Below are 20,234 nucleotides of genomic sequence, written 5' to 3' on the forward strand. Positions count from 1 at the left end.
CGGCTATTACTGCCTCAGGCCGTGCCGAGCGGCAGGTCCGATCGACGTAGTGTCTCGTCGACCAGCGGATAAAAACACGCCACCGACCGCGATTCGCCCATCTGAACGAGCGGAGGCAGTTGCGACGAGCATTCGGGCTTTGCCCTTGCACATCGAGGATGGAAAGTGCATCCGGATGGCAGGTTCGTCGGCGCCGGAATTTCTCCCTGTATCCGCGTCAGGCTGATCCGGGCTCGCGGATCGGGCACCGGCGAGGAATCCCGCAATATACGGCTATAGGGATGCAGCGGCCGGTCCAGCACTTGCCCCGTCGGGCCTTGCTCGATGATGCGTCCGAGGTACATCACACACACGGTGTCACAGAAGTGGCGCACGACGCCGAGGTCATGCGAGACAAAGACGAACGACAGTCCCCGATCTCGCTTCAGCCGTTCGAGAAGCTGCAGAATCTGCGCCTGGACCGAGACGTCCAGCGCTGAAACCGGTTCGTCGGCGACGATGATCTCCGGGTCCAAAACCAGCGCACGCGCGATGCCGATACGCTGGCGTTGCCCGCCCGAAAACTCGTGAGGGAACCGGTCGAGCGCGGAATGAGGCAGGCCGACTTCGTCGATGGCCTGCTCGACTTTTCTTGCGATCGTTTTGGCGTCGCCGGCCTTATGGACGATTAGCGGCTCCGAGAGCGCCTGGCGAACCGTTCGACGTGGATTCAGCGATGCATAAGGGTCCTGAAAGACGATCTGCATGCGGCGGCGCAAAGCCCGCAGCCGGGAACCCGTCGCTTTCCGGATATCTTCGCCGTCGAACAGCAGACTGCCCTCGTTCGGTTCGATGAGCCGCAAGAGCGTCCGTGCGACTGTCGACTTCCCGCATCCCGACTCGCCGACTAGCCCGATCGACTGTCCGCGTCCCACGCTGAAGGAGACGTCGTTCACGGCGCGAACGATCTGAGCCGGTCCGCCCAGCCAGCCGCCGCCGCTTTCGAAGCGCTTGACCAGGTTCTTCACTTCCAGAAGCGTACTCATACGTTCTCCGCCATCTGTTCGACCCGCACGAGGCATCGGACCTGATGTCCGGCGCCGATGTCGTCAAGCGACGGCCGCTCGATTTCGCAGCGCGGCTCCTTCAGCCGACAACGCGGCGCGAACGCGCAACCGGCAGGTCGTGCCGTGATCGCGGGAACGCCACCCGGAATTGCCTCCAGGCTCTGATGATCCGCATCGACACGCGGCATCGCACGCAAAAGCGCCTCCGTGTACGGATGGGTCGGCGAAGCAAATAACGTCTGCACGTCCGCAGTCTCCACGACTTCTCCCGCATACATGACCGCGACCTTGTCGGCGATCTGCGCGACGACGCCCAGGTTGTGCGTGATGAACACCACTGCCATGCCATGCGCCGTCTTGAGATCGCTCAGGAGACTGAGAATCTGCGCCTGGATGGTGACGTCGAGCGCGGTTGTCGGTTCGTCGGCCAGCAAAACACGCGGCTTGCACGCGAGCGCCATCGCGATCATGACGCGCTGGCGCATGCCGCCAGAAAATTGATGCGGATAGTGATCGAAGCGCTCTTCGGCTGCCGGAATCTTGACTTCGTTGAGTACATCGAGTGCAAGACGGCGTGCTTCCGCTTTGGAGACATCGCGGTGCTGCCGGATCGCCTCGGCGATTTGCTCGCCCACGGTCATCGTGGGATTCAGCGAAGTCATGGGCTCCTGGAAGATCATCGCGATCGCATCGCCGCGAAGCTTGTTCATCTGCTTCTCGGAGAGCGATTCGAGATGCTGGCCTTCGAACAGGATCTGCCCGCCGCCGTGGCGCGTCATGGTCTGCGGCAAGAGGCGCAGAACCGAGAGCGCCGTGACGCTCTTTCCGCTGCCCGATTCACCGACGACCGCGAGTGTCTCGTTGCGCATGACCTTGAGCGAGACATCGTTGACCGCCGCGTGCCATGAACCGCCGACGCGAAACTCGGTGCGCAGGTTGCGCAGCTCAAGCACCGGAATTTGAGAATTGCCTTCTGCTTTCATGACCGCTCCGAGCGCATTTTCGGGTCTATTGCGTCGCGCAAGGCGTCGCCGAGCAAGTTGAGCGCGAGAACCGTGAGCAGGATCCCAACGCTGGGAAACACCGTGAGCCACCACGCATCGAGAATGTTTTCGAAGCCGTCACGGATCATGCTGCCCCAGGTGGCCGCCGGCGGCGGCACGCCCATGCCGATGAAGCTGAGCGATGCTTCAGTGCGGATGGCCGTCGCCATCCACATCGAGCCGAGGACGACCACGTCGGAGATCATGTTCGGCAGAATATGAACCCCCATCAGCCTGATGTGCCCGAAACCCAGCGCCCGCCCCGCTTCGACGAAGTCACGCTGCTTCAGCGCGATCGTCGGCGCACGCGCGACACGAATGAACGGCGCGACTTCGGTGATCGCGATCGCGATGACGAGGTTTTCGAGGCTGGCCCCGAGCATCGCGGCGACCATGAGACCGAGCAACAGCGCCGGGAACGAGAGCAGTACATCGACCAAGCCCGTGACGAACTGATCGACGATCCCGCCGAAATAGCCGGCGAGAATACCGAGCGCCGAGCCGACGGACATCGCGATCAGAATGGCGACGAAGCTGACTAGCAGCGAGATTCTCGCGCCAAAAATCAAACGCGAAAGCACGTCGCGGCCGAAGCTGTCCGTGCCGAGCCAGAAGTGTGCCGACGGCGGGTCAAGCCGGAAATTGATGTGCTGCTGCAGGGGGTCGTATGGCGCGATCCAGGGCGCGAACACCGCGACGAAGACGATCAGCGCGAGAAGACCGATTCCCAGCCACGACAGGCGATTCTTCCTCAGCGCCTGCCATACGGGATTGGATTTGGAGGACGGCTTCGCCGCCATGGATGCCGCAAGGTTGCTCATTTGTATTTCACCCGAGGATCGATCAATCCATAGACAAGATCGGTCAGCAAATTGACGACGACCACACAGGCCGCGAAGACGACCATCAAACCCTGAAGCAGCGTGTAATCACGCGTATTCAGGGCGCTCAGAATGAGCTTGCCGAGTCCGGGCCGGTTGAAGATGATTTCAGTCAGCACCGAGTTGCCGATGAGCGTGCCGAAGTACAGACCGACCACGGTTACGATGGGGATCAGTGCGTTGTGCAAGCCGTGCCGCAGGACGAGACGCGCGGTGCCCACACCCTTCGCACGCGCGGTGCGGATAAAGTCTTCACTCATCACGTTCAGCATCGAGGAGCGCGTGACGCGCATGACATAGGCCGCCATGATCAGGCCCAGATTGAACGCGGGTAACGCGAGGTTACGCAACTGCACGCCGACACCCTGATCCATGCTCGTGATGACCGGCAGCCAGCGCAGATGAACGGCGAAGACGAGCAGAAGCAGGATCGCGGAAACGAACGACGGAAACGAAAGGCCGACGAGCGAGAGCAGGCGGCCCAGATAGTCCGGCCACGCATTGCGGCGCAGCGCCGCCCATATGCCGAGAGGAAGCCCGATCACGAGCCCGATGGCAATCGATGCAAGCGATAGCTGGAGCGTCCATGGCAAGACGAGCGCGACCTCGTGCAAGACGGTTCTGCCGCTCGCCATCGACGCGCCGAAGTTCCCGGACATCATGTCGCCCATGAAGTGCAGGTATTGCAAGTACATGGGCAAATCGAGGCCCATCTGCTTGCGCAGCGCGTTGAGCGCCTGCGCGCTCGCCTGATCACCGAGCATCGCCGCGGCGGGATCGCCCGGCACGAGCCGGACCAGTACGAATACCGCGGTCAGCATCGCCAGCAGCGTAGGGACCGCCAACAGAAGGCGCTTGATCGCATAGCGGATCATGAGTAATGCTCCTTGGATTGCGCCGTTTTCAACGACGCGGAGATAGAGGCGCCGTTGCCAAAGCGCGTGCATTGCCGGGGTGCGTCTTCATGTTTCGCTCTCCGTTTCGAGCGTGGCCAACTCGCCGAGGGTCAGGGGCTTTAGCGGTGGTCTGATCCGGTAAAAACCGACTTCAGTCACCGGACGCCGCTGCTCCGCCGCGATGATGTGCGCGATCGTGTAGCCGCATTGCCTGCCCTGACACGGCCCCATCCCCGCACGAGTGAACGCCTTGAGTTGGTTCGGTCCCGGCTGGCCGAGCGCGGCGGCTTTGCGAATGTCGCCCGCGGTGAGTTCTTCGCAACGACAGACGATGGTCTCGTTATCCGGCTCGAGGATGCCGGGACGCGGCGGATACAGCGCATCGAGCATCGGCCGCAACTTGAGCAAGCTGCGCAACTGCTTTCTGAGCGCCGATGCCTGCGACTGCGCGACCTCGTCGGACAGCCGGTCCGCACGATGCGCGACGCCGATCGCGGCCAGTTCACCGCGCACGGCCGCTGCCTTCGCGCCACCGATACCTGCGCCATCGCCCACGACGAAGATGCCCTGCTGGCTTGTCTCGCCCCATTCGTCGACGTCGGGAACGAGGCACGATTGCTGTTCGCTCCAGGTGTGGCGGCAATCTAGCGCCCGCGTCATGTGGATGGAAGGCACGATGCCTTCGTGCGAAAGAAGCACTTCGGCGGGCTCGCAGCGCGTTGTGCCGTCGCGCAGTGTGTACTCGACTTCCTGCAACCGTCCGTCGCCCAGTGCGCGCACGTTCACCACGCCTCGGATATGCATGACGCCAGCTTTCTTGATTTCGCTCGTCCATTGCAGGCCTTTGCGAATGTCCTTCCAGCCCGCCAGCATCGCGCCAGCCCACGGCAACGCGCGGCGGAACGTGTCCGTAGGAGCGGTATCCAGCCAGCCCGCGATCTTTCCGCCCGCTCGGATCAACTGCGCCATGTACAGCAGCGGCAAAGGACCGGTTCCCGAAATCCACACAGGCTGAGACGGCACCTGACGCGATGTCTTGAGCAGAATCTGTCCCGCACCGACGGTCAGGACGCCGGGCAGCGTCCAGCCGGGAAAAGGTGCGGGACGTTCCTGCGCGCCCAGCGCGAGGACCACACGCTTCGCGCGTACCGCTTCGGCACGCCCGCCGTGCGTCAGGAATACGCGCCAGCCCGGCTCGATCTGCCAGACCTGCGTCAGCGGTTCATAGACGGCCCCGCTACGACGAAACGATTCGGCCAGACTCGCGCCCGCAAGATACTCTTCGCCCAACATCCGGCCGATGCGCGTTGGCGCGACAGCTTCCACCGCACGATAGATCTGACCACCGGGAGCGGGCTGCTCATCGACCACCAGAACGGATAGACCGCTGCTTCGCAAGCGAACCGCTGCGCTCATGCCCGCCGGTCCGGCCCCTACGACCACTACATCGAATTCGCGCATCATTGCGTCACCTTCTTTCGGCCAAGTTGTCGCTCGACGCGCATGCCTTCTTCCACGGTCATCAGACAGGTCTGCGTCGACGCGACGCCATCCACGACGGCCAGGCACTCGAAGCAAACGCCCATCATGCAGAAAGGAGCGCGCGGCGAACCGTGCACGGGCGTCGTTCGGCTCGCGGCGTTGCTTTCGCGCAGGAGGACGGCTGCAATTGTTTCCCCGCGTTCAGCCGTGACGGCATGACCGTCGACATACAGCGTCAACGTCGGCGCGACGAGGTCAGGCAACTTTTTGAACATCGAAACGGCCATGATGGAAATGATCGAAAGTGTTTGCGCGCGTGCCGTGGGCCAGCGCGCGTGCGTAAGCGCCCGCGTGAAAGGAAGCCAGCGTGACGCCGGAATGGCAGATGGCGATATCGGCGCCGGGACAGGCTTGCGAACTCGCATAGATCGGCGCGCCGTCCGGCGTCATGATCCGCAGACAGGCCCATTGCCGCACCAGACGCGCCTTCGCCAGATCCGGAAGGATTTGCACGGCCTTGCGCGCAAGGCGGACGGCCGCATCGGATGTGGTGTGGAGGTCGAATCCGACTTCTTCCTGAGTGACGCCGATCATCACCGTCCCTTCGCCCGTCTGACGAAGACCGCTCGCGGGCAGTGGAAGCAGTGGCGCGAGTCTTTCGGTCACGAGCAACTGACCACGCTGGGGCCGGATAGGCACGTCCAGGCCGACCATCGGACCCAATGCGGCCGAGCCCAGACCGGCCGAGACAAGCACTCTTTCCGCTCGCGCGGCCCGCGCTCCGGCGATGACCTCGAACCCGCCGCCCGCGAGCAGCTTGATCGACGTCACTTTCTGCCCGCTTCGCAGCGTGCCACCGCGCCGAAGGAAAGCCGCTTGCATGGCGGCGAGAAGACGCAACGGATTGACGTGTCCATCGAGCGATCCAAGGCTCGCGCCGAACACGTCCTTGCCGAGACGCGCATTGGGAAGAAGACGCTCGAGTTCGTTCCTGCCGATCATGCGTGTCGACACGGGAAACTCAGGGAGCTGAGCGTGCCACGCGCCGATTCGGGCAGCGCGGTCGGAGAACTCCTTTTCGCTCAGGCAAAAATAAAGTCCGCCCTTCTGTTCGTAGGCGACCGGCATGCCGCTTTCCGCCTCCAGTTGCGCAGCGAATTGCGGCCAGTCGTTCGCCGCTTCCAGTGACAGACGCTGATATTGCGGCTGGCCCTGACCTTTGCCATGCGCCCACACCAAGCCGAAATTGGCCTTCGCCGCGCGGAAGTCGGTGTCTTCACCGTCCAGCATCAACACGCGCCGGCCTTCCCGAATCAGCCCATATCCAACGGCGGCACCGACCATGCCGGCCCCTACAACGATGACATCAAACTCTTGAGACATAACAGACATCCTTGCGAAAACACGTGAACGCATCGCGTTCCCTGGCTGCAGGCCGGGCCCCCGATCGAGTGCGCACCTGCGGCGGCTGGCATCAAAACCGGGACGGTCAGGGCTTATTCCTCGAAAGCGTCGTGAGCTCGGTCACGGGAGGCTGCAGACTCAAAGCTCCTTTGAGCTGATAACCGAGATTGACGCTGTTGCTCTGCACCCAGACTTGTTTTAGGCCGAACAGCGGCACTGCGCAGACGTCGTTATGAATTTTCTGTTGCGCCTGTTTCCAGAGATCGAGCTGTCGTTGAGCATCGGGCTCGACGGCCGCTGCGCGGATTTCGCGGTCGGCGGCCGAGCAATGCCCAAAATTGGACATGGCGCCCGGCGCGCCGATGGACGCCGCCGAATCATAGAACTCTCTTAGCCAGTTTCCGGCAGTCGGGAAGCGAGCCGCACCGTAGAATACGAGCGCGCTCTCGTCCTTGCGGCTTTTCGCCTGATACGTGGCGTGATCCACCACTTCCATGTCAAGCTTGATGCCCGCACGGGCGAGCTGCGCCTGAATGATCTCCATGATCGGCTGCTGCGCGGAAACGTTCGACACGACCGAGTGAAGCGTTAGGCCGTTCGGAAATCCTGCCTCGGCAAGAAGCTGCTTCGCGCGAGCGGGATCGTACGTATAGCCACCGCTGCTGCAATCAGCCCCGAGATAGCCGTTCGGGACGGCGGAACAACCCTTGTCCGCGACGTCTTTACCGGCATAACGAACGATTTCATCGACGTCGATGGCTGCGGCGATCGCCTGACGAACCTTCAGGTTATCGAGAGGTTTGATATTGCGATTGATGAAGATGGTTCGAAATTCAGCGGGATCCATGATGTCCACGTTCATGCCGCGGCTTCTCGCCCTTTCAACCCAGCGTTGCTCCCGCTTCGCGCCCATCAGATCAATTTCGTTCGTCGTGACAGCCAGTTCGCGCGCGCTGTCTGAAAGGATCATGCGATACATGATTCCCGAGAGCTTCGGCGCGCCCCGGAAATAGGCATCGTTGGCAACGAGCTTCACGTACTGCTGCGTCACAAGTGAACTAAATGCGAACGGGCCGGTGCCGATCGGCGCCTGACCGAACTTCTTGCCCAGCTTCTCGGCGGCGGCCTTGCTGATGACGCTCCCGCCGTGGTAGTTCGCAACCAGTCCGAGAAACGCCGCGGACGGATGCTTGAGCGTGAAGCGCACCGTGTAGTCGTCGAGCGCCTCGACCTTGTCGATGACCGCGAAGTCTCCGGCGAAGCTGGAGCGTTTGGGATCGGCCGCGCGGCGCACTGAATAGACGACGTCGTCGGCTTTCATTTCGCCGTAGTTGCCGTGGAACTGCACGCCTTTGCGCAACTGGAAAGTCCAGACCGTCTTGTCGGCAGACGCTAGCCATGTGGTGGCCAGATCTGGCTCGACGAGTTTCGGATCGGCGCTGCCGGGTGCAAACTTGACCAGTCCATTGAAGATTTCCGACACGACACCGAGATCGCCGAAATTTGTCGCCCGGTCGGGATCCAGTGTCGCTACATCAGCGGAGCTAGCACTGATGATCATCAGCGGTCGCACGTCGACCGGCGAAGCTGCCGAACGAGCAGCAACGCTCAGCGTCCCCAAAAGTAACGCAAGCGCAATCGCTTTGGCGGCAAGGATCGTTTGCTTCATCGGATGTGGGGCTACTAAAAGAATGGGGCTGTGCTCGGCTTCAATGAATCCGCCGTCTAACCCCTATGCTAGCGACGAATGATCCACCCGATAACCGGTAAACACCCTAGTCAATGCTATTTTGCGATGAAACCTAAACGACGCCGTAACCTATTGTTTTATCGACGTATTCATCACATCGCAACGCGCGTATAATAGCCTTTTACGATCCACCTATGTCTTTATGCTATGGATAAGAGAATAACGTTGCGGCACCTGGAAGCCTTTCGGGCGATCATGGTGCGAAAATCCGTTACGGGGGCTGCTGAGATGCTGGAGATCACGCAGCCGGTCGTGACTCGACTCATAGCGGATCTCGAAGAGAGAATCGGCCTTACGCTTTTCGCCCGTGACAAAGGTCGATTGGTGCCGACGGCGGAAGCGGCGCTACTGTTCGAGGATGTGCACCAGTCCTTGGTTGGAATTGAACGCATCGCGAACGCTGCCGCTAATATCAAAACGCTGAAACTCGGACATATTGAAATCGCTACTGCTCCGAACATGGCGCACTCTTTCCTTCCGCGAGCGATAGCAAGCTTCACGCGAGAGCACCCGGACGCCCTAGTTACAATGCATGTGCATAGCTCGGCGACAGTCCTCAATATGGTTGCGGGCGATCGATGCGACCTCGGCTTCGCCATGGTCCCGTTGAAGGCGACGAGACACGGAAACACTGAGATTCTTGTCTCAGCGCGAATGGTCGGCGTCGTTCCGGCGACTCATCATCTAGCCGGCCGACATGTCCTCCATCCAGAAGACTTTGAAGGGGAAGCATTCATCTCCTTCTCTCCCCTGATGGAAGCGCGGACCAGGATCGATTCCATCATGCTGTCTCATGGGGTGAGTCGACGCATCAACGTGGAGACGCAAGTTTCGTCCGTGATTATTAAACTGGTCGAAGCAGGAGCGGGACTCTCCATCATCGATCCGCTGACGGCCGCGGGTTACACTGGAGGACAGCTAAGGTTCATTCCATTCGAACCAGACGTCATAAGCGATTATTCGATCGTCATTTCACAGCGCAACGCATCAACCCTTATCCTGAAACCGTTCATCGATCACGCGCGCCGGGAGATCCGCGCGATGTTGTCACCGCAACTGATAGTCGAAAGTTGAATCTCTAGGAGGCGACCCGAAAACGGCTTATGCTGGAACCGTCTCCTTGCAAGCACTCGGCATCAGTCACTCCGTTGACCGGACGCTTTGCCTGCGCCGTGGCTTGCTAGCGAGCTGGCGTGGCCGATTAGATTGTCTTTTAGGAAAGCAAGCAAGGAGGCAGCCGTACGGTTGCCACCGTCCGTCTCGGGCATGATGGCAGCTACCTCGACGCCCTCAATCGACTCGACAGCGATAGTTGTGAGGTGATCGTCGTACATTCCAATTTGCGATGCTGCGCTAATGCGCGAGACGACAGCGACGCCGAGTCCCGCACGCACGAGCTCGATAGCGGCCCATGCATCGCGCACTTCATACTCGAAGATCGGGTGAAGACCCGCGGCAGTAAACCAGCGCTCGAGAATAGGACGGATGACGCCGCCTGGTTTCATCGCGATCAGTGGTAGCGAGGCAAGGTCATCCGGTGTGACCGCAGCCCGATCAGCAAGCGGATGAATGCGAGGCAGGACGCAAACCAACTCACTCGTGAAAAGCGGCTCGACGATGATTCGACTGACATTCACCGGAAGCGAGACAATCCCGATGTCGGCGAGACCGTTGGCGACATTGCGAACCACGGCGGGACGATGAGCAGCATCCAAATCCATACGGAGACCCGGATGAGTGGCTGCGAACCGCCCAATGGCCCCGACAATCAAGGTGTTGGAAAACGCCGATGTCAGCAGGACTCGCAAAATAGCGCGGTGATGTCCTGCAATTTCCACGGCGGCCGCTTCGATTCCAGAGAGCCCATCGTAAAGACGGTCTACCTCAGCGAGCAGCTGATACGCCTCTGCGGTCGGGGTGAGCTTTCCTTTCGCCCGATTGAAGAGCGCAAAGCCAACCGCAGTCTCAAGTGTCGAAATCTGATAGCTGACGGCTGGCTGGCCGATGGAAAGAATCTCTGCGGCGGCTGTCATCGAGCCAGCACGCATCACTGCTCGAAACGCCTCGATCTGCCTAAGTTTGAGACCCATGATGGGGCGCGCCTTCGTCGTTGGTACGTTCATTCCTTGAACCGTCAAACGAGAACGGGAAGGTAAATCGGAATTGCCTTCCCGTGAGAACGTCGTTCTCAACGACCGCACGCCACTAAACAACCCAAGCTTACGCAGCGACCGGACGTTCTCCTTCCACCGTCGTGCGATGCATCAGACGCGTCGTCGCCGGATCGAACGAGTCGCGATAGTGCATCAGGCAACGATTGTCCCACATCATCATGTCGCCCGGCTGCCACTGCTGAATCCAGACGTGACGCTTGTCCGTCGCGCGTTCCCAAAGTTCGGCGAGCAACTCCTTCGCTTCGGCTTGCGGCATTCCCACGATCGCTTGACGGTGCGGTTCGCCGCCAAGATAGATACAAGGCTTCTTCGAATCGCCGTGCAGGCGAACGATCGGATGGTCAATACCCGACCACGTCGCATAGTCTTCATTATCCGGCTTCGTCTTATTCAGACGCACTTCACCGCGACCATCGATGACGTTCTGGTGATGAATTTCCAGTCCCTTCAGGCGTTGCTTCAACGCTTCCGGCAGTGCAGCGTACGCCGAGTACATGTTCGCAAAATACGTATTGCCACCTTCCGGCGGAATCTCGATGGAGCGCAGGATGGCGGCCGAAGGCGGGCGCTCGACAAACCACGTATCGGTGTGCCAGTTCACTTCACCGTCGCCCAAGTCGCCTGCTGCCGTACCGTCTACCTTCTTCTTGTTGCTGATGACGAGGATTTCGGGAAACTCCGCGTTCTTGCCCTGTTGCAGTTGGCGCGGATGAATGACCGGCGGCCCGAGACGCTTGCTAAACGCCACCTGCGTCGCATCGTCAATTTTCACGTTACGGAAGCGGATGAGCGGGTACTGCTTCCAGACGGAACGGAACTGCTCGATGGTCTCGTCATCGAGGGACTCGAAAGGAAAGTCGGGAATCTCGGCGACGAAGTCTTCCACGAGCGGCGTGACGGTGAATTTCATGTCGGGGTCTCTTCAATGTTTGATATGGACAACACAGGCTTCGTTAGCGCTGCATCGTGAAATTATTGTGTCGCGACAAAACGCACTTGCCCAATAGAGCGTCAGGCATGCCCTATCGAAAAATTTGATACCCAGCCCTCCCGCGCTCAACCCGAATAGCTTGATAGGGTGAACTGGCATTCGACCAACCGGATGGACTCCTGGCTCATCTGTAATGCGCGCATCTAAAGTCGGTTACACCAACGCCAACTTGCCTACCATGATTGGCTGCGGCAACCTCCTTGATCACAAGGTAGTCCCGGACGATGTCGACGAGCGCCGCATTTCCGAGCTGCGAGCCGAGACCTGCAAGCTCGAAGACATCTCGAATCAAGGTCGAACATATCTATGCTCAATCCCGCGGGCGCATTGACAAGAGACGGCCTACGTGTCGTCTGGTATCAGCACATCGATGATGTTGACCGCTAAACCTCCACGCGAAGTCTCTTTGTACTTCGTTTTCATATCCGCGCCCGTTTGCATCATTGTCTTGATGACAGAGTCAAGCGACACGTAGTGGCTGCCGTCGCCGTTCAGCGCCATGCGCGCTGCGTTGACGGCTTTGACTGCACCCATCGCGTTTCTCTCGATGCACGGGATTTGCACCATACCCCCGACGGGGTCGCACGTCAGACCCAGGTTGTGTTCCATGCCAATCTCAGCTGCATGTTCAACTTGTTCCGGCGTCCCACCCATCGCAGCGCACAATCCGCCAGCTGCCATCGAGCAAGCCACTCCGACTTCGCCCTGGCATCCGACTTCGGCGCCAGAAATCGATGCGTTCAACTTGTAGAGCGTGCCGATCGCTGCAGAGGTCAGGAGGAAGGCGAAGATGCCTTCCTCGTTAGCCATGCCGATAAACTTCATGTAGTAATGCATCACGGCGGGGATGATGCCGGCCGCACCGTTGGTTGGTGCAGTCACGACTCGGCCGCCGCTGGCATTCTCCTCGTTGACTGCAAGCGCAAAGAGGTTGAGCCAATCCATCGCGGCCAAAGACTGGTCGCCTCCACCATCCTTGCGCAACAACTGTTGATGCAGTGCCTTTGCTCGTCGCTTTGACCCCCAATGGACCCGTGAGGTTGCCTTCGTTCCTGCAGCCGCGGTCCACACATGCTTGCATAACCCCCCAGATGCGGCGAAGTCCCTCGACTATCTCAGCTTCGGTCCGCCACACGAGCTCGTTCTGCATCATCAGCTCGGCAATCGACAGCTCGTTCTCGCGGCATAGATTCAGAAGCTCTTTGCCGCTCGAGAATCGGTAAGGCAACTGGAGCGGCGCATCGAGCATCCGCGAGTTGTCTGCGCCAGCGGTCACGACGAACCCTCCACCGACGGATAAGTACGTAGACTCACGAACAATACTTCCGTCCTCTCGGTACGCCAGAAGCCTTAAACCGTTGGGGTGTTCCGGAAGTGCTTGCCGATAGAAGGCCACATCGCGACGGGCATTGAACGGAACGTCGTGATGACCGGCGAGGGCGAGTTGACCGGAAGCGGTCACTTCCAGAAGACGCGGTTCAATAGTGTCCGCGTCGATGGTGTCGGGTGCCTCTCCAAGCAGCCCGAGAATCACACCTTTGTCGGTCCCGTGCCCCTTTCCGGTGGCACCCAAAGACCCATAGAGCTCGGCACGGACTCGCGCTACAAAAGGCAACATCTCGCACCTTTCCAAGGCCCGCACGAACATCAGTGCTGCGCGCATTGGGCCAACTGTATGTGAGCTTGACGGCCCGATGCCAATCTTAAAGAGGTCAAACACGCTCACGGCCATTGATTTTCCTTTCCCTAATAGAAAAAAGCGGGCACCTAATGGGGCCCGCTTAAGACCATGCCCCATGGAGAATGTAAATTAGTGGGCGTTGAGTGGGATTGCGCTGCGGCGCCAAACTGGCAGTGTGCAAATCACAAGACCGGAGATGATTGCTGCCGGAACAATCAACAGCGACGGTGCTGCGGGCATGTGCAGAGTGGAAATGAGCCACGTCGACACGAGCGGGGAGAATCCGCCGAAGATCGAAACGGAGAGGGTGAAGCCCACACTCATCCACGTTGTGCGAAGCTTCGTTGGGAAAATCTCGCAAATCGTGGCGGGCGCCGGGCCCGAGAACAAAGCGAACAGCGCTCCTAGGCAGCACTGCAACAACAGGACCTGCTGGAAGCTCGCACCGCTCGACATCATGTGCAGAATCGGATATCCCGCGATTGCCGTGAGAAGGCAGCTCCCTAGAAGCAGCGGCTTACGACCAACACGATCCGACATAGCACCTGCGACCGGAAGCAGCAACGTCTGAACAAGTAGCGCGATGTTGCTCGCCAGAAGCGCCTGTTCGCGCGTCAAGCCTGCCTCACGCTGGGTGTAGGTCACCATGTACGCGTTCACGAGGTAAGACAGCACCGTCCAGAAAATCGTGAAGCCAAACGCCTTGAGGCCAAGCTTGAACGCAGCGCTGCCTGCAACGGGAATCGGCGGCGCTTCCTTCTTGCTTTTCTCGTACTCTGGCGTCTCTTCAGTCTTGGCTCTCAGGAAAATGCTGAACAGCGAAATGGCAATGCCGCCAGCGACAAACGGCACGCGCCATGCCCAAGCATGCACGACATCCGCTGGCACCAGCGACAGCAACGAAGCAACAACCGAAGCCAGCAGCGCGGCACATGAAGCGCTGACCGTCTGGAAGCTACCGAAAAATCCGCGATGTTCGGGGGGCGAGGACTCGACGATGAAAGCGGTCGACGTACCATATTCGCCGCCGGCTGCAAAGCCTTGAAGTGCCCGCAACGAAACCAAGAGAATCGGAGCTGCCACACCAATCGACTCATAGCTCGGCACCAGACCAATCCCGATGCTGCCAATTGCCATACACGTCACGGTCAAAATCATCGCCGGCTTGCGACCTTTGATGTCGCCAATGCGGCCGATAATGAGGCTTCCGAAAGGGCGCGCAATGAAGCCAATACCGTAGGCTGCGAAGGTTTGCAGCAGCGACACGACCGGGTCTTGATTCGGGAAGAACAGCTTGGCGATCGTCGCGACAAAGTAGGCGTACACCGCAAAATCATAGAATTCGAGGAGGTTGCCGCTTGCTGCTGCAATCACGGCAATCCACGTCTTCCGGTTTGAATTGTAGGGGTTCATAGACCTTCCTTATGTCTCGCTAACGAAGCTTCCGGGTTAAGCGGCGACTGTCGCACCGGCTTCTGTCTTGTTGAGTTCAGGCGCAGCGAAGCGCCGATTAGCCAGAACCGGCAGGACTGCACGAGCGTGGTCGATGCGAGCGCGGTCGATCTCAGCGTAAAGAAGCGTCTCGGCTTCTCCCGCTCGGGCGATTGCGACACCGAGTGGGTCGACAACCACGCTTGCTCCGATGTTGCGCGGACCGCATTCGCCACTTGCGATCACATAGCAAGTGTTGTCGAGTGCCCGCGCTGTCGTGAGAACTTCCCAGTGCCACTCTTTCATCGGACCCTTGACCCATGCTGCTGGGAGCACAAGAGCGTCGGCGCCATCGAGCGCGAGTCGGCGTGCAAGTTCCGGGAAGCGAACGTCGTAGCAGGTCATCATGCCAAAACGCAGCCCGTCCACCTCGACCAGGGGAGGCACTTCATTGCCTGGTGCGACGCGGACCGATTCCTGCATCGAGAATGCGTCGTAAAGATGTAGCTTTTCGTATTTTGCAATCACTTCGCCATTACGAATAACCACGAAGACGTTCTTGACTCGTTCAGCGCCAGTGGTGATGTGAATGGTCAGCATCGTGGTCATGTCGTTGGCTTTGCTCGCTTCGAGCAAAGCCGTCAAGAACGGACCGTCGAGCGGCTGTGCAGCGCTCAAGACAAGGTCCGGATCGGCAATATCGCGCGCCAGAATCCCCTCGGGAAGGACGAAGAGCCGAACGCCATTATTGGCAGCGGTGTGCATCAACTCGACGCACTTCTGCTGATTCCTTTCGACTTCACGGTCTACAGCGATTTGTCCGATTGCGATTTTCATAGAAACTCCTGCTATTACCTAGATAGGATTCAGATCCGAAAGAGCGTCTTCGCGTCGAGGCGCGTCTCGATAATGCGCTGCTCGTAAAGCTCGACCGCGAAGTCGTCAATCATCTTTTCATTGCTTGCGAGGCCGTTGGTATTCCAGGTCGCCGGTAGATCACGGCTGGTTCGCGCAATGTCGTCGAGCAACCAAGGGGTTGTGTCCTGATACTTGGTTCGCTTTTCCGACCAGACACGCGACGACTCCTCGATGACTTCGCCTATCTCGGCGGCTAGCCAGGGATACTGTTTGCAAAGGTCCGGCTTGACACCAAGGATGTGAATTCCAGGGACGTATCCAACCTCCTTGAAATATCGCACCTCTTCGGCACGAAAATCTGACAGTAAGAACCGAAGTCCGGATCCGTCGCTAAAGAACGCGGGCGGCAGAAACGGTGAGAACAACGCATCGAGCTCGCCAGCTTTGACCATGTCGACAAGCGGCTTCTCGTTCGGCGTTGCCTCAATGCGACCGGGCCGTGCAAATCGGCCAAGGCGGTCAATGATCGGATAGGACTCCGTTAGACGTCCGGCGTACCACCGCACATCCTCGATTCCGATTCCCGCCCGGCGCAGCAGTGTGCGAGTCCACGTGTTGCCCGAGTCGGACCAACCAGTTACGCCGATACGCTTTCCGGCAAGGTCTTCGACTCGGGTGATGTCGCTGCCGGTGCTGGTGAGAATGCACCGCTGGCGGAAGCCTCTCATCAGGAAATGGGGCAGGCACCGGAGCGGATAGCCGCCCGTAGCCATACCCTGCAGGTACTTACTGAAGGAGACTTCTCCCGCGTCGTAGTCGTTTTCCTGAGTCCAGTCCTGGACGGCTTGGACGCGAACCACTTCGATATTCAACTTGCCCGACTTCACGTCGCCCAATGCCAGCGGGGTTAGATAGTCCCAGTCACGCACTGCCAACTTCACTTTCAACTGCATGTTGTACCTCAACTTGTAGCCGTCGTGAGCGGTTCCGCTCAGTGACGAATCCAGTGTATAAATGCGTTAAAAAATGTACAATCGGTTTTTTGTACTTGCACAAAACTTACTTCTATGCCTGACGAAGATCGCATCGTTGCGCTTGTCTCCCGCATCCAGGACCGCAGTCCGGCCGGTATTGCGGTCGAAATCGCTAACCTGATCCGCAGCGGTGAGTTGCCCGTTGGCACGCAACTGCCAGCCGTCCGCGATCTCGCCGCCGCACTGGGTGTCAGTCCTTCGACGGTCTCAAGCGCATGGCGACAATTACGTTCGCACCGAATGGTTTCCGGCTCACGTCGCAATGGCGTCTGGGTTCAAGGCGACCAAACATCGCTTCGCCCTGTTCGTTACGAGGGACGAGGTAACTTTGGTCCTTTCGCGGTCACCGACTTGCGCCTGGCGACACCCGATCCCGCACTGCTCCCCGACTTGTCACAGGCTCTGGTGCACGCAACCAAAGTCAAAAACCTAAACAGCTACGTGAGAGAGATCATCACTCCCTCATTGCGCGAGGCCGTTATGCGTGTGTGGCCCTACGAAGCGCCAGCCTTCATCGCTACAAATGGCGGATACGATGCTCTCTACTTAGCCTTGGTCTCGTCTGTCCTTCCGGGCGCGTATGTGGCGGTCGAGACTCCCGCAACGGTTCGGATCCTCGACATCGTCGACAAGGTCGGTGCTCGCTCGCTCCCCATCGAATGCGACGACGAAGGCCCATTACCTGAATCGCTTGCCGCTGCTCTGAAACGGAAGCCCTCAGCGTTTCTCTTCCAGCCCGGCTCGCACGCAACAACGGGTCGGGTACTGAGTAAAAAGCGCATTGCCGCGCTCACCGGCCTGCTCAAGAAGAGCGACATGCTCATCATTGAAGACGACGGACTTGGCCTTATCTCTCCGGAGCCAGCGGCAAGCTTTGGCAAGTCGTTCTCGGAGCGCACCGTCCACATCAAATCCTTCTCCAAATCACACGGTCCGGACTTACGCCTGGCCGTCATGTCTGGCTCCGCAAACTTCATTGACCAGGTTCGTGGGTACCGAAACTTCCGCGAAGGCTGGACCTCTCGAATCCTTCAGGAGGCCGTCGCATGGCTCCTGCAAGACAAAGCGTCCATCGCTTGTGTCGAGTGTGCGCGAGCGAGATATGCGCAGAGAAACGCCGCCTTCTCCCGGGCCCTCACTGCGCGCAACATTCCCCACAGCGCCGGCGGACTCGTGGTCTGGGTTGCCGTTCCATCGGAGCAACATGCCTTGGTCACGCTAGCCTCTCGTGGCATCGCGGTGAATCCTGGCAGCTCGTCTGGACTGACCAGAACATCACACTTGCGCATCGCAACCGGTCAGTTGGTCGACGACTTTGAAAGAGTCGCCGACGCGGTTCTTGCCGGCCTTCATAACCCCGGCCTGCAAGGACCAGCTGACGCTTACTACTAAAAGCGCGGTGTTCGCGGCACCGCGGGCATCAAAACTTGTGGTTGATACCCAACGTCGCCACGAACTGATGATTCGTCGAAGACGGCGTTGCTTGATTAATGGCTGCGACCGCTTTGTTGCCAAGCGAGTTGGTACCGCTGGCGGTTTGATACAGACCAACCAAGTAGAGAGTCGTGCGCTTGGAAAGTGAGTAAAGCGCACCCAAGTCGTATTGGTTGTAATGCGCGCCCGAGTCGCTCGTCGCACCGCTATCACGCGTGTAGTTGTAGGCGGCGCCCAGCAATAGGGAAGGCGTTACGTTGTACTTAACGCTAACTTCACCAATATTGAAGGTTGCGGAGCCACGATATGCACTCGTTATCGGACTCAGCCCTGCAACCGGCGTCGCACCAAGGCTGTCAAACTTCACGTTGCTGTAGACCACGCCCAGGGTTGCCGCACCCACTTTGTATGCAGCGCCAGCTGTCACAATTTGTTGTGAGCCCGCCGAGGCGTATCCAGCAACAGCTGGACTGGTGATGTTGACGCCGGTTGTGCTGTCGTTGGCCCGGTTGCCGTAGAACGAGAAATTCGGGTTCTTCGCATACAGGTACGCGACCGCTGCTGAGAGCGGGCCGTTTGCGTATGTGACGTCGATATCGTAGATGTTGTTCTGCGTGAAATTCCCGGCACGGCCGCCGAAGCTATAGAGACCCCCGAAGGTCACACCGTGATAGTCGGCACTCTGGAACTTCACAGCGTTGTTGATGCGCCAAGAACTATCGAGGTTATCAATATCGCCAACGTGGGCGCCATATGCAGCACCACCTGCTGCCCAGTTCGATGCCTGGAACGGACCGACTTTGACCGATACATCCGAATACTGGCGGCCTAGCGTAACAGTGCCGTATTGATTTGCGAGGCCGACGTAGGCTTGACGGCCAAACTCCGTGCCGTTCTGACCTATCGTGCCGTTGGTCACGCTGTATCCAGCTTCCAACTGGAAGATTGCCTTCAATCCGGCGCCGAGGTCCTCAGTACCCGTCAGGCCCCAACGAGCGCCATTCATGTTGCCCGATGTCATCGCAATCTGATTTTTGCCGCCCGCATTCGAATTGAAGCTCATGCCTGCATCCACGAGGCCGTAAAGCGTCACGCTGCTTTGAGCACTTGCCGCGCTGGCGAAGACCAGAAGAGCGGCGGCGGTGGTCACCGTCAGAGTGAGAGTTAGGCCCCTGTCTTTGCCCGCACGGGTTCTCAAGTTCATCAATACGTAAGCGGTCCGTTGTCGGCGTCCTTCCCGCGCGATGAGTGATAGGCGATGCTGGTGTCCACTTCAACTTTCAAGTGGACACTACCCATGGCAGAGGACAGGAATCTGAAGGAGCGGCTGGTAAGGGGCTTTGAGCGTGATGGCAAGCGCCGTTGCTTTGACGAACAGGCCAAGCGTGAGCTGGTGCTGGCCTGTCTGCGACCAGGGGTGTCCGTCGCCGGGATGGCGCTGGAATACGGCCTGAACGCCAACCTGTTGCGTAAATGGATTCGTCAGTATCAAAGCGATGCTACCAGTGAGGGGGCGCCGAACGGCGTGGCCAAGGCAATGCCGACGTTCATCCCGGTTGTTCAGCCGGGACATGCCGATGTTACGGCATGCGAGGCTCATGCGGCACCGGTTGCGCTCGCACGGCAGGCGCAACGCGTCACGCTGCCGTCGCAACTGATTGCCGAACTGCCTAACGGTGTCAAGCTCATCCTTGAATGTGCCGGCGACGATTCAAGCCTGGTGATGACGATGATCGAGACGCTGGGAAGGTGCCATGTTCCGGTTCGACGCTGATCTGAAGGTTTACGTTCACCGCGATGCCGTCGATTTCCGCAAGGGCATTACGGGCCTTTCGACGATCGTGGAGCAGGCACTGGGACTCGATCCGTTCGCACGGGCGGTCTACGTGTTCCGCAACCGGCGTGCCGATCGCCTGAAGCTTCTGCTATGGGAGCGTAACGGGTTCTGGTTGATGCTGCGCCGCCTGGAGGCTGACCGCTTTGCCTGGCCGCGCAGCGAACCAGTACTGGAACTGAGCGTCGAGCAACTGCATTGGCTGCTGGAGGGCATTGATCTGACAGCGATGCGCAAGCACCCGGCGCGATACTATGCACGCGTGAGCTGAGGAGGATGTATCGCTGTCGCGCGA

At 59.3% G+C, this 20,234-nt stretch carries 18 protein-coding genes and 1 pseudogene; 4 read left to right on the forward strand and 15 right to left on the reverse strand.

The window, feature by feature from the left end; genetic code table 11:
* Positions 1-14 precede the first annotated feature (14 nt).
* The 8 genes from LY284_RS37890 to LY284_RS37925 form a co-directional block, all read right to left on the reverse strand.
* The gene (locus LY284_RS37890) at positions 15-1,025 is read right to left on the reverse strand and encodes an ABC transporter ATP-binding protein (RefSeq protein WP_008343738.1); all 1,011 of its coding nucleotides are present in this window, start codon (positions 1,023-1,025) and stop codon (positions 15-17) included.
* On the reverse strand, positions 1,022-2,029 hold the full coding sequence (locus LY284_RS37895) for an ABC transporter ATP-binding protein (protein ID WP_008343740.1): 1,008 nt from the start codon (positions 2,027-2,029) through the stop codon (positions 1,022-1,024). The genes LY284_RS37890 and LY284_RS37895 overlap by 4 nt, the downstream gene beginning before the upstream one ends.
* A complete protein-coding gene (locus LY284_RS37900) occupies positions 2,026-2,910 on the reverse strand; it encodes an ABC transporter permease (RefSeq protein WP_051078912.1) in 885 nt (294 codons plus the stop codon). The genes LY284_RS37895 and LY284_RS37900 overlap by 4 nt, the downstream gene beginning before the upstream one ends.
* Positions 2,907-3,845, reverse strand: a complete 939-nt coding sequence (locus LY284_RS37905; protein WP_008343744.1) for an ABC transporter permease — start codon at positions 3,843-3,845, stop codon at positions 2,907-2,909. Before LY284_RS37905 ends, LY284_RS37900 begins: the two co-directional genes overlap by 4 nt.
* 87 nt (positions 3,846-3,932) lie before the next feature.
* Complete coding sequence (locus LY284_RS37910) at positions 3,933-5,330, reverse strand: NAD(P)/FAD-dependent oxidoreductase (RefSeq protein ID WP_008343745.1); 1,398 nt, start codon at positions 5,328-5,330, stop codon at positions 3,933-3,935.
* A complete protein-coding gene (locus LY284_RS37915; RefSeq protein WP_008343747.1) occupies positions 5,327-5,635 on the reverse strand; it encodes a (2Fe-2S)-binding protein in 309 nt (102 codons plus the stop codon). The genes LY284_RS37910 and LY284_RS37915 overlap by 4 nt, the downstream gene beginning before the upstream one ends.
* Positions 5,604-6,731 (reverse strand): FAD-binding oxidoreductase, encoded by a 1,128-nt coding sequence (locus tag LY284_RS37920; protein WP_033535730.1) that lies wholly within the window; start codon positions 6,729-6,731, stop codon positions 5,604-5,606. The genes LY284_RS37915 and LY284_RS37920 overlap by 32 nt, the downstream gene beginning before the upstream one ends.
* Before the next feature lie 106 nt (positions 6,732-6,837).
* Positions 6,838-8,421, reverse strand: a complete 1,584-nt coding sequence (locus LY284_RS37925; protein ID WP_233392359.1) for an ABC transporter substrate-binding protein — start codon at positions 8,419-8,421, stop codon at positions 6,838-6,840.
* A 246-nt stretch (positions 8,422-8,667) separates the two neighbouring features.
* Here LY284_RS37925 and LY284_RS37930 point away from each other — a divergent pair, with 246 nt between their 5' ends.
* A complete protein-coding gene (locus LY284_RS37930) occupies positions 8,668-9,576 on the forward strand; it encodes a LysR substrate-binding domain-containing protein (protein ID WP_233392361.1) in 909 nt (302 codons plus the stop codon).
* 62 nt (positions 9,577-9,638) lie between these two features.
* Here LY284_RS37930 and LY284_RS37935 read toward each other — a convergent pair whose 3' ends face one another.
* The 6 genes and pseudogenes from LY284_RS37935 to LY284_RS37960 form a co-directional block, all read right to left on the reverse strand.
* Positions 9,639-10,592, reverse strand: a complete 954-nt coding sequence (locus LY284_RS37935; protein WP_008343754.1) for a LysR family transcriptional regulator — start codon at positions 10,590-10,592, stop codon at positions 9,639-9,641.
* Between the two features lie 130 nt (positions 10,593-10,722).
* Positions 10,723-11,586: a TauD/TfdA family dioxygenase gene (locus LY284_RS37940; RefSeq protein WP_033535731.1), complete on the reverse strand. Its 864-nt coding sequence runs from the start codon at positions 11,584-11,586 to the stop codon at positions 10,723-10,725.
* A gap of 423 nt (positions 11,587-12,009) precedes the next feature.
* A pseudogene (locus LY284_RS37945) lies at positions 12,010-13,399 on the reverse strand (L-serine ammonia-lyase).
* A 78-nt stretch (positions 13,400-13,477) separates the two neighbouring features.
* Positions 13,478-14,761, reverse strand: a complete 1,284-nt coding sequence (locus tag LY284_RS37950; protein ID WP_008343762.1) for an MFS transporter — start codon at positions 14,759-14,761, stop codon at positions 13,478-13,480.
* Between the two features lie 36 nt (positions 14,762-14,797).
* The gene (locus tag LY284_RS37955; RefSeq protein ID WP_035504547.1) at positions 14,798-15,616 is read right to left on the reverse strand and encodes a deaminated glutathione amidase; all 819 of its coding nucleotides are present in this window, start codon (positions 15,614-15,616) and stop codon (positions 14,798-14,800) included.
* A gap of 29 nt (positions 15,617-15,645) precedes the next feature.
* Positions 15,646-16,590: an ABC transporter substrate-binding protein gene (locus tag LY284_RS37960; protein WP_008343766.1), complete on the reverse strand. Its 945-nt coding sequence runs from the start codon at positions 16,588-16,590 to the stop codon at positions 15,646-15,648.
* Positions 16,591-16,704: 114 nt separating this feature from the next.
* On the opposite strand from LY284_RS37960, the gene LY284_RS37965 reads away from it, so the two are divergent.
* Complete coding sequence (locus tag LY284_RS37965) at positions 16,705-18,063, forward strand: aminotransferase class I/II-fold pyridoxal phosphate-dependent enzyme (RefSeq protein WP_233392363.1); 1,359 nt, start codon at positions 16,705-16,707, stop codon at positions 18,061-18,063.
* 28 nt (positions 18,064-18,091) lie between these two features.
* On the opposite strand, the gene LY284_RS37970 is transcribed toward LY284_RS37965, so the two are convergent.
* A complete protein-coding gene (locus LY284_RS37970) occupies positions 18,092-19,309 on the reverse strand; it encodes a porin (protein ID WP_051078916.1) in 1,218 nt (405 codons plus the stop codon).
* Positions 19,310-19,363: 54 nt separating this feature from the next.
* Between LY284_RS37970 and LY284_RS37975 the strand changes: the two genes are divergently transcribed.
* Both LY284_RS37975 and tnpB read left to right on the forward strand, forming a co-directional pair.
* Positions 19,364-19,879 (forward strand): transposase, encoded by a 516-nt coding sequence (locus LY284_RS37975; RefSeq protein ID WP_080443120.1) that lies wholly within the window; start codon positions 19,364-19,366, stop codon positions 19,877-19,879.
* Positions 19,860-20,210, forward strand: coding sequence for an IS66 family insertion sequence element accessory protein TnpB (tnpB, locus tag LY284_RS37980; protein ID WP_012250655.1), 351 nt, complete (start codon positions 19,860-19,862; stop codon positions 20,208-20,210). Before LY284_RS37975 ends, tnpB begins: the two co-directional genes overlap by 20 nt.
* The last annotated feature ends 24 nt before the right edge of the window (positions 20,211-20,234 follow it).

This window comes from Caballeronia sp. PC1 (assembly GCF_021353155.1).
Taxonomy (GTDB): Bacteria; Pseudomonadota; Gammaproteobacteria; order Burkholderiales; family Burkholderiaceae; genus Caballeronia; species Caballeronia cordobensis.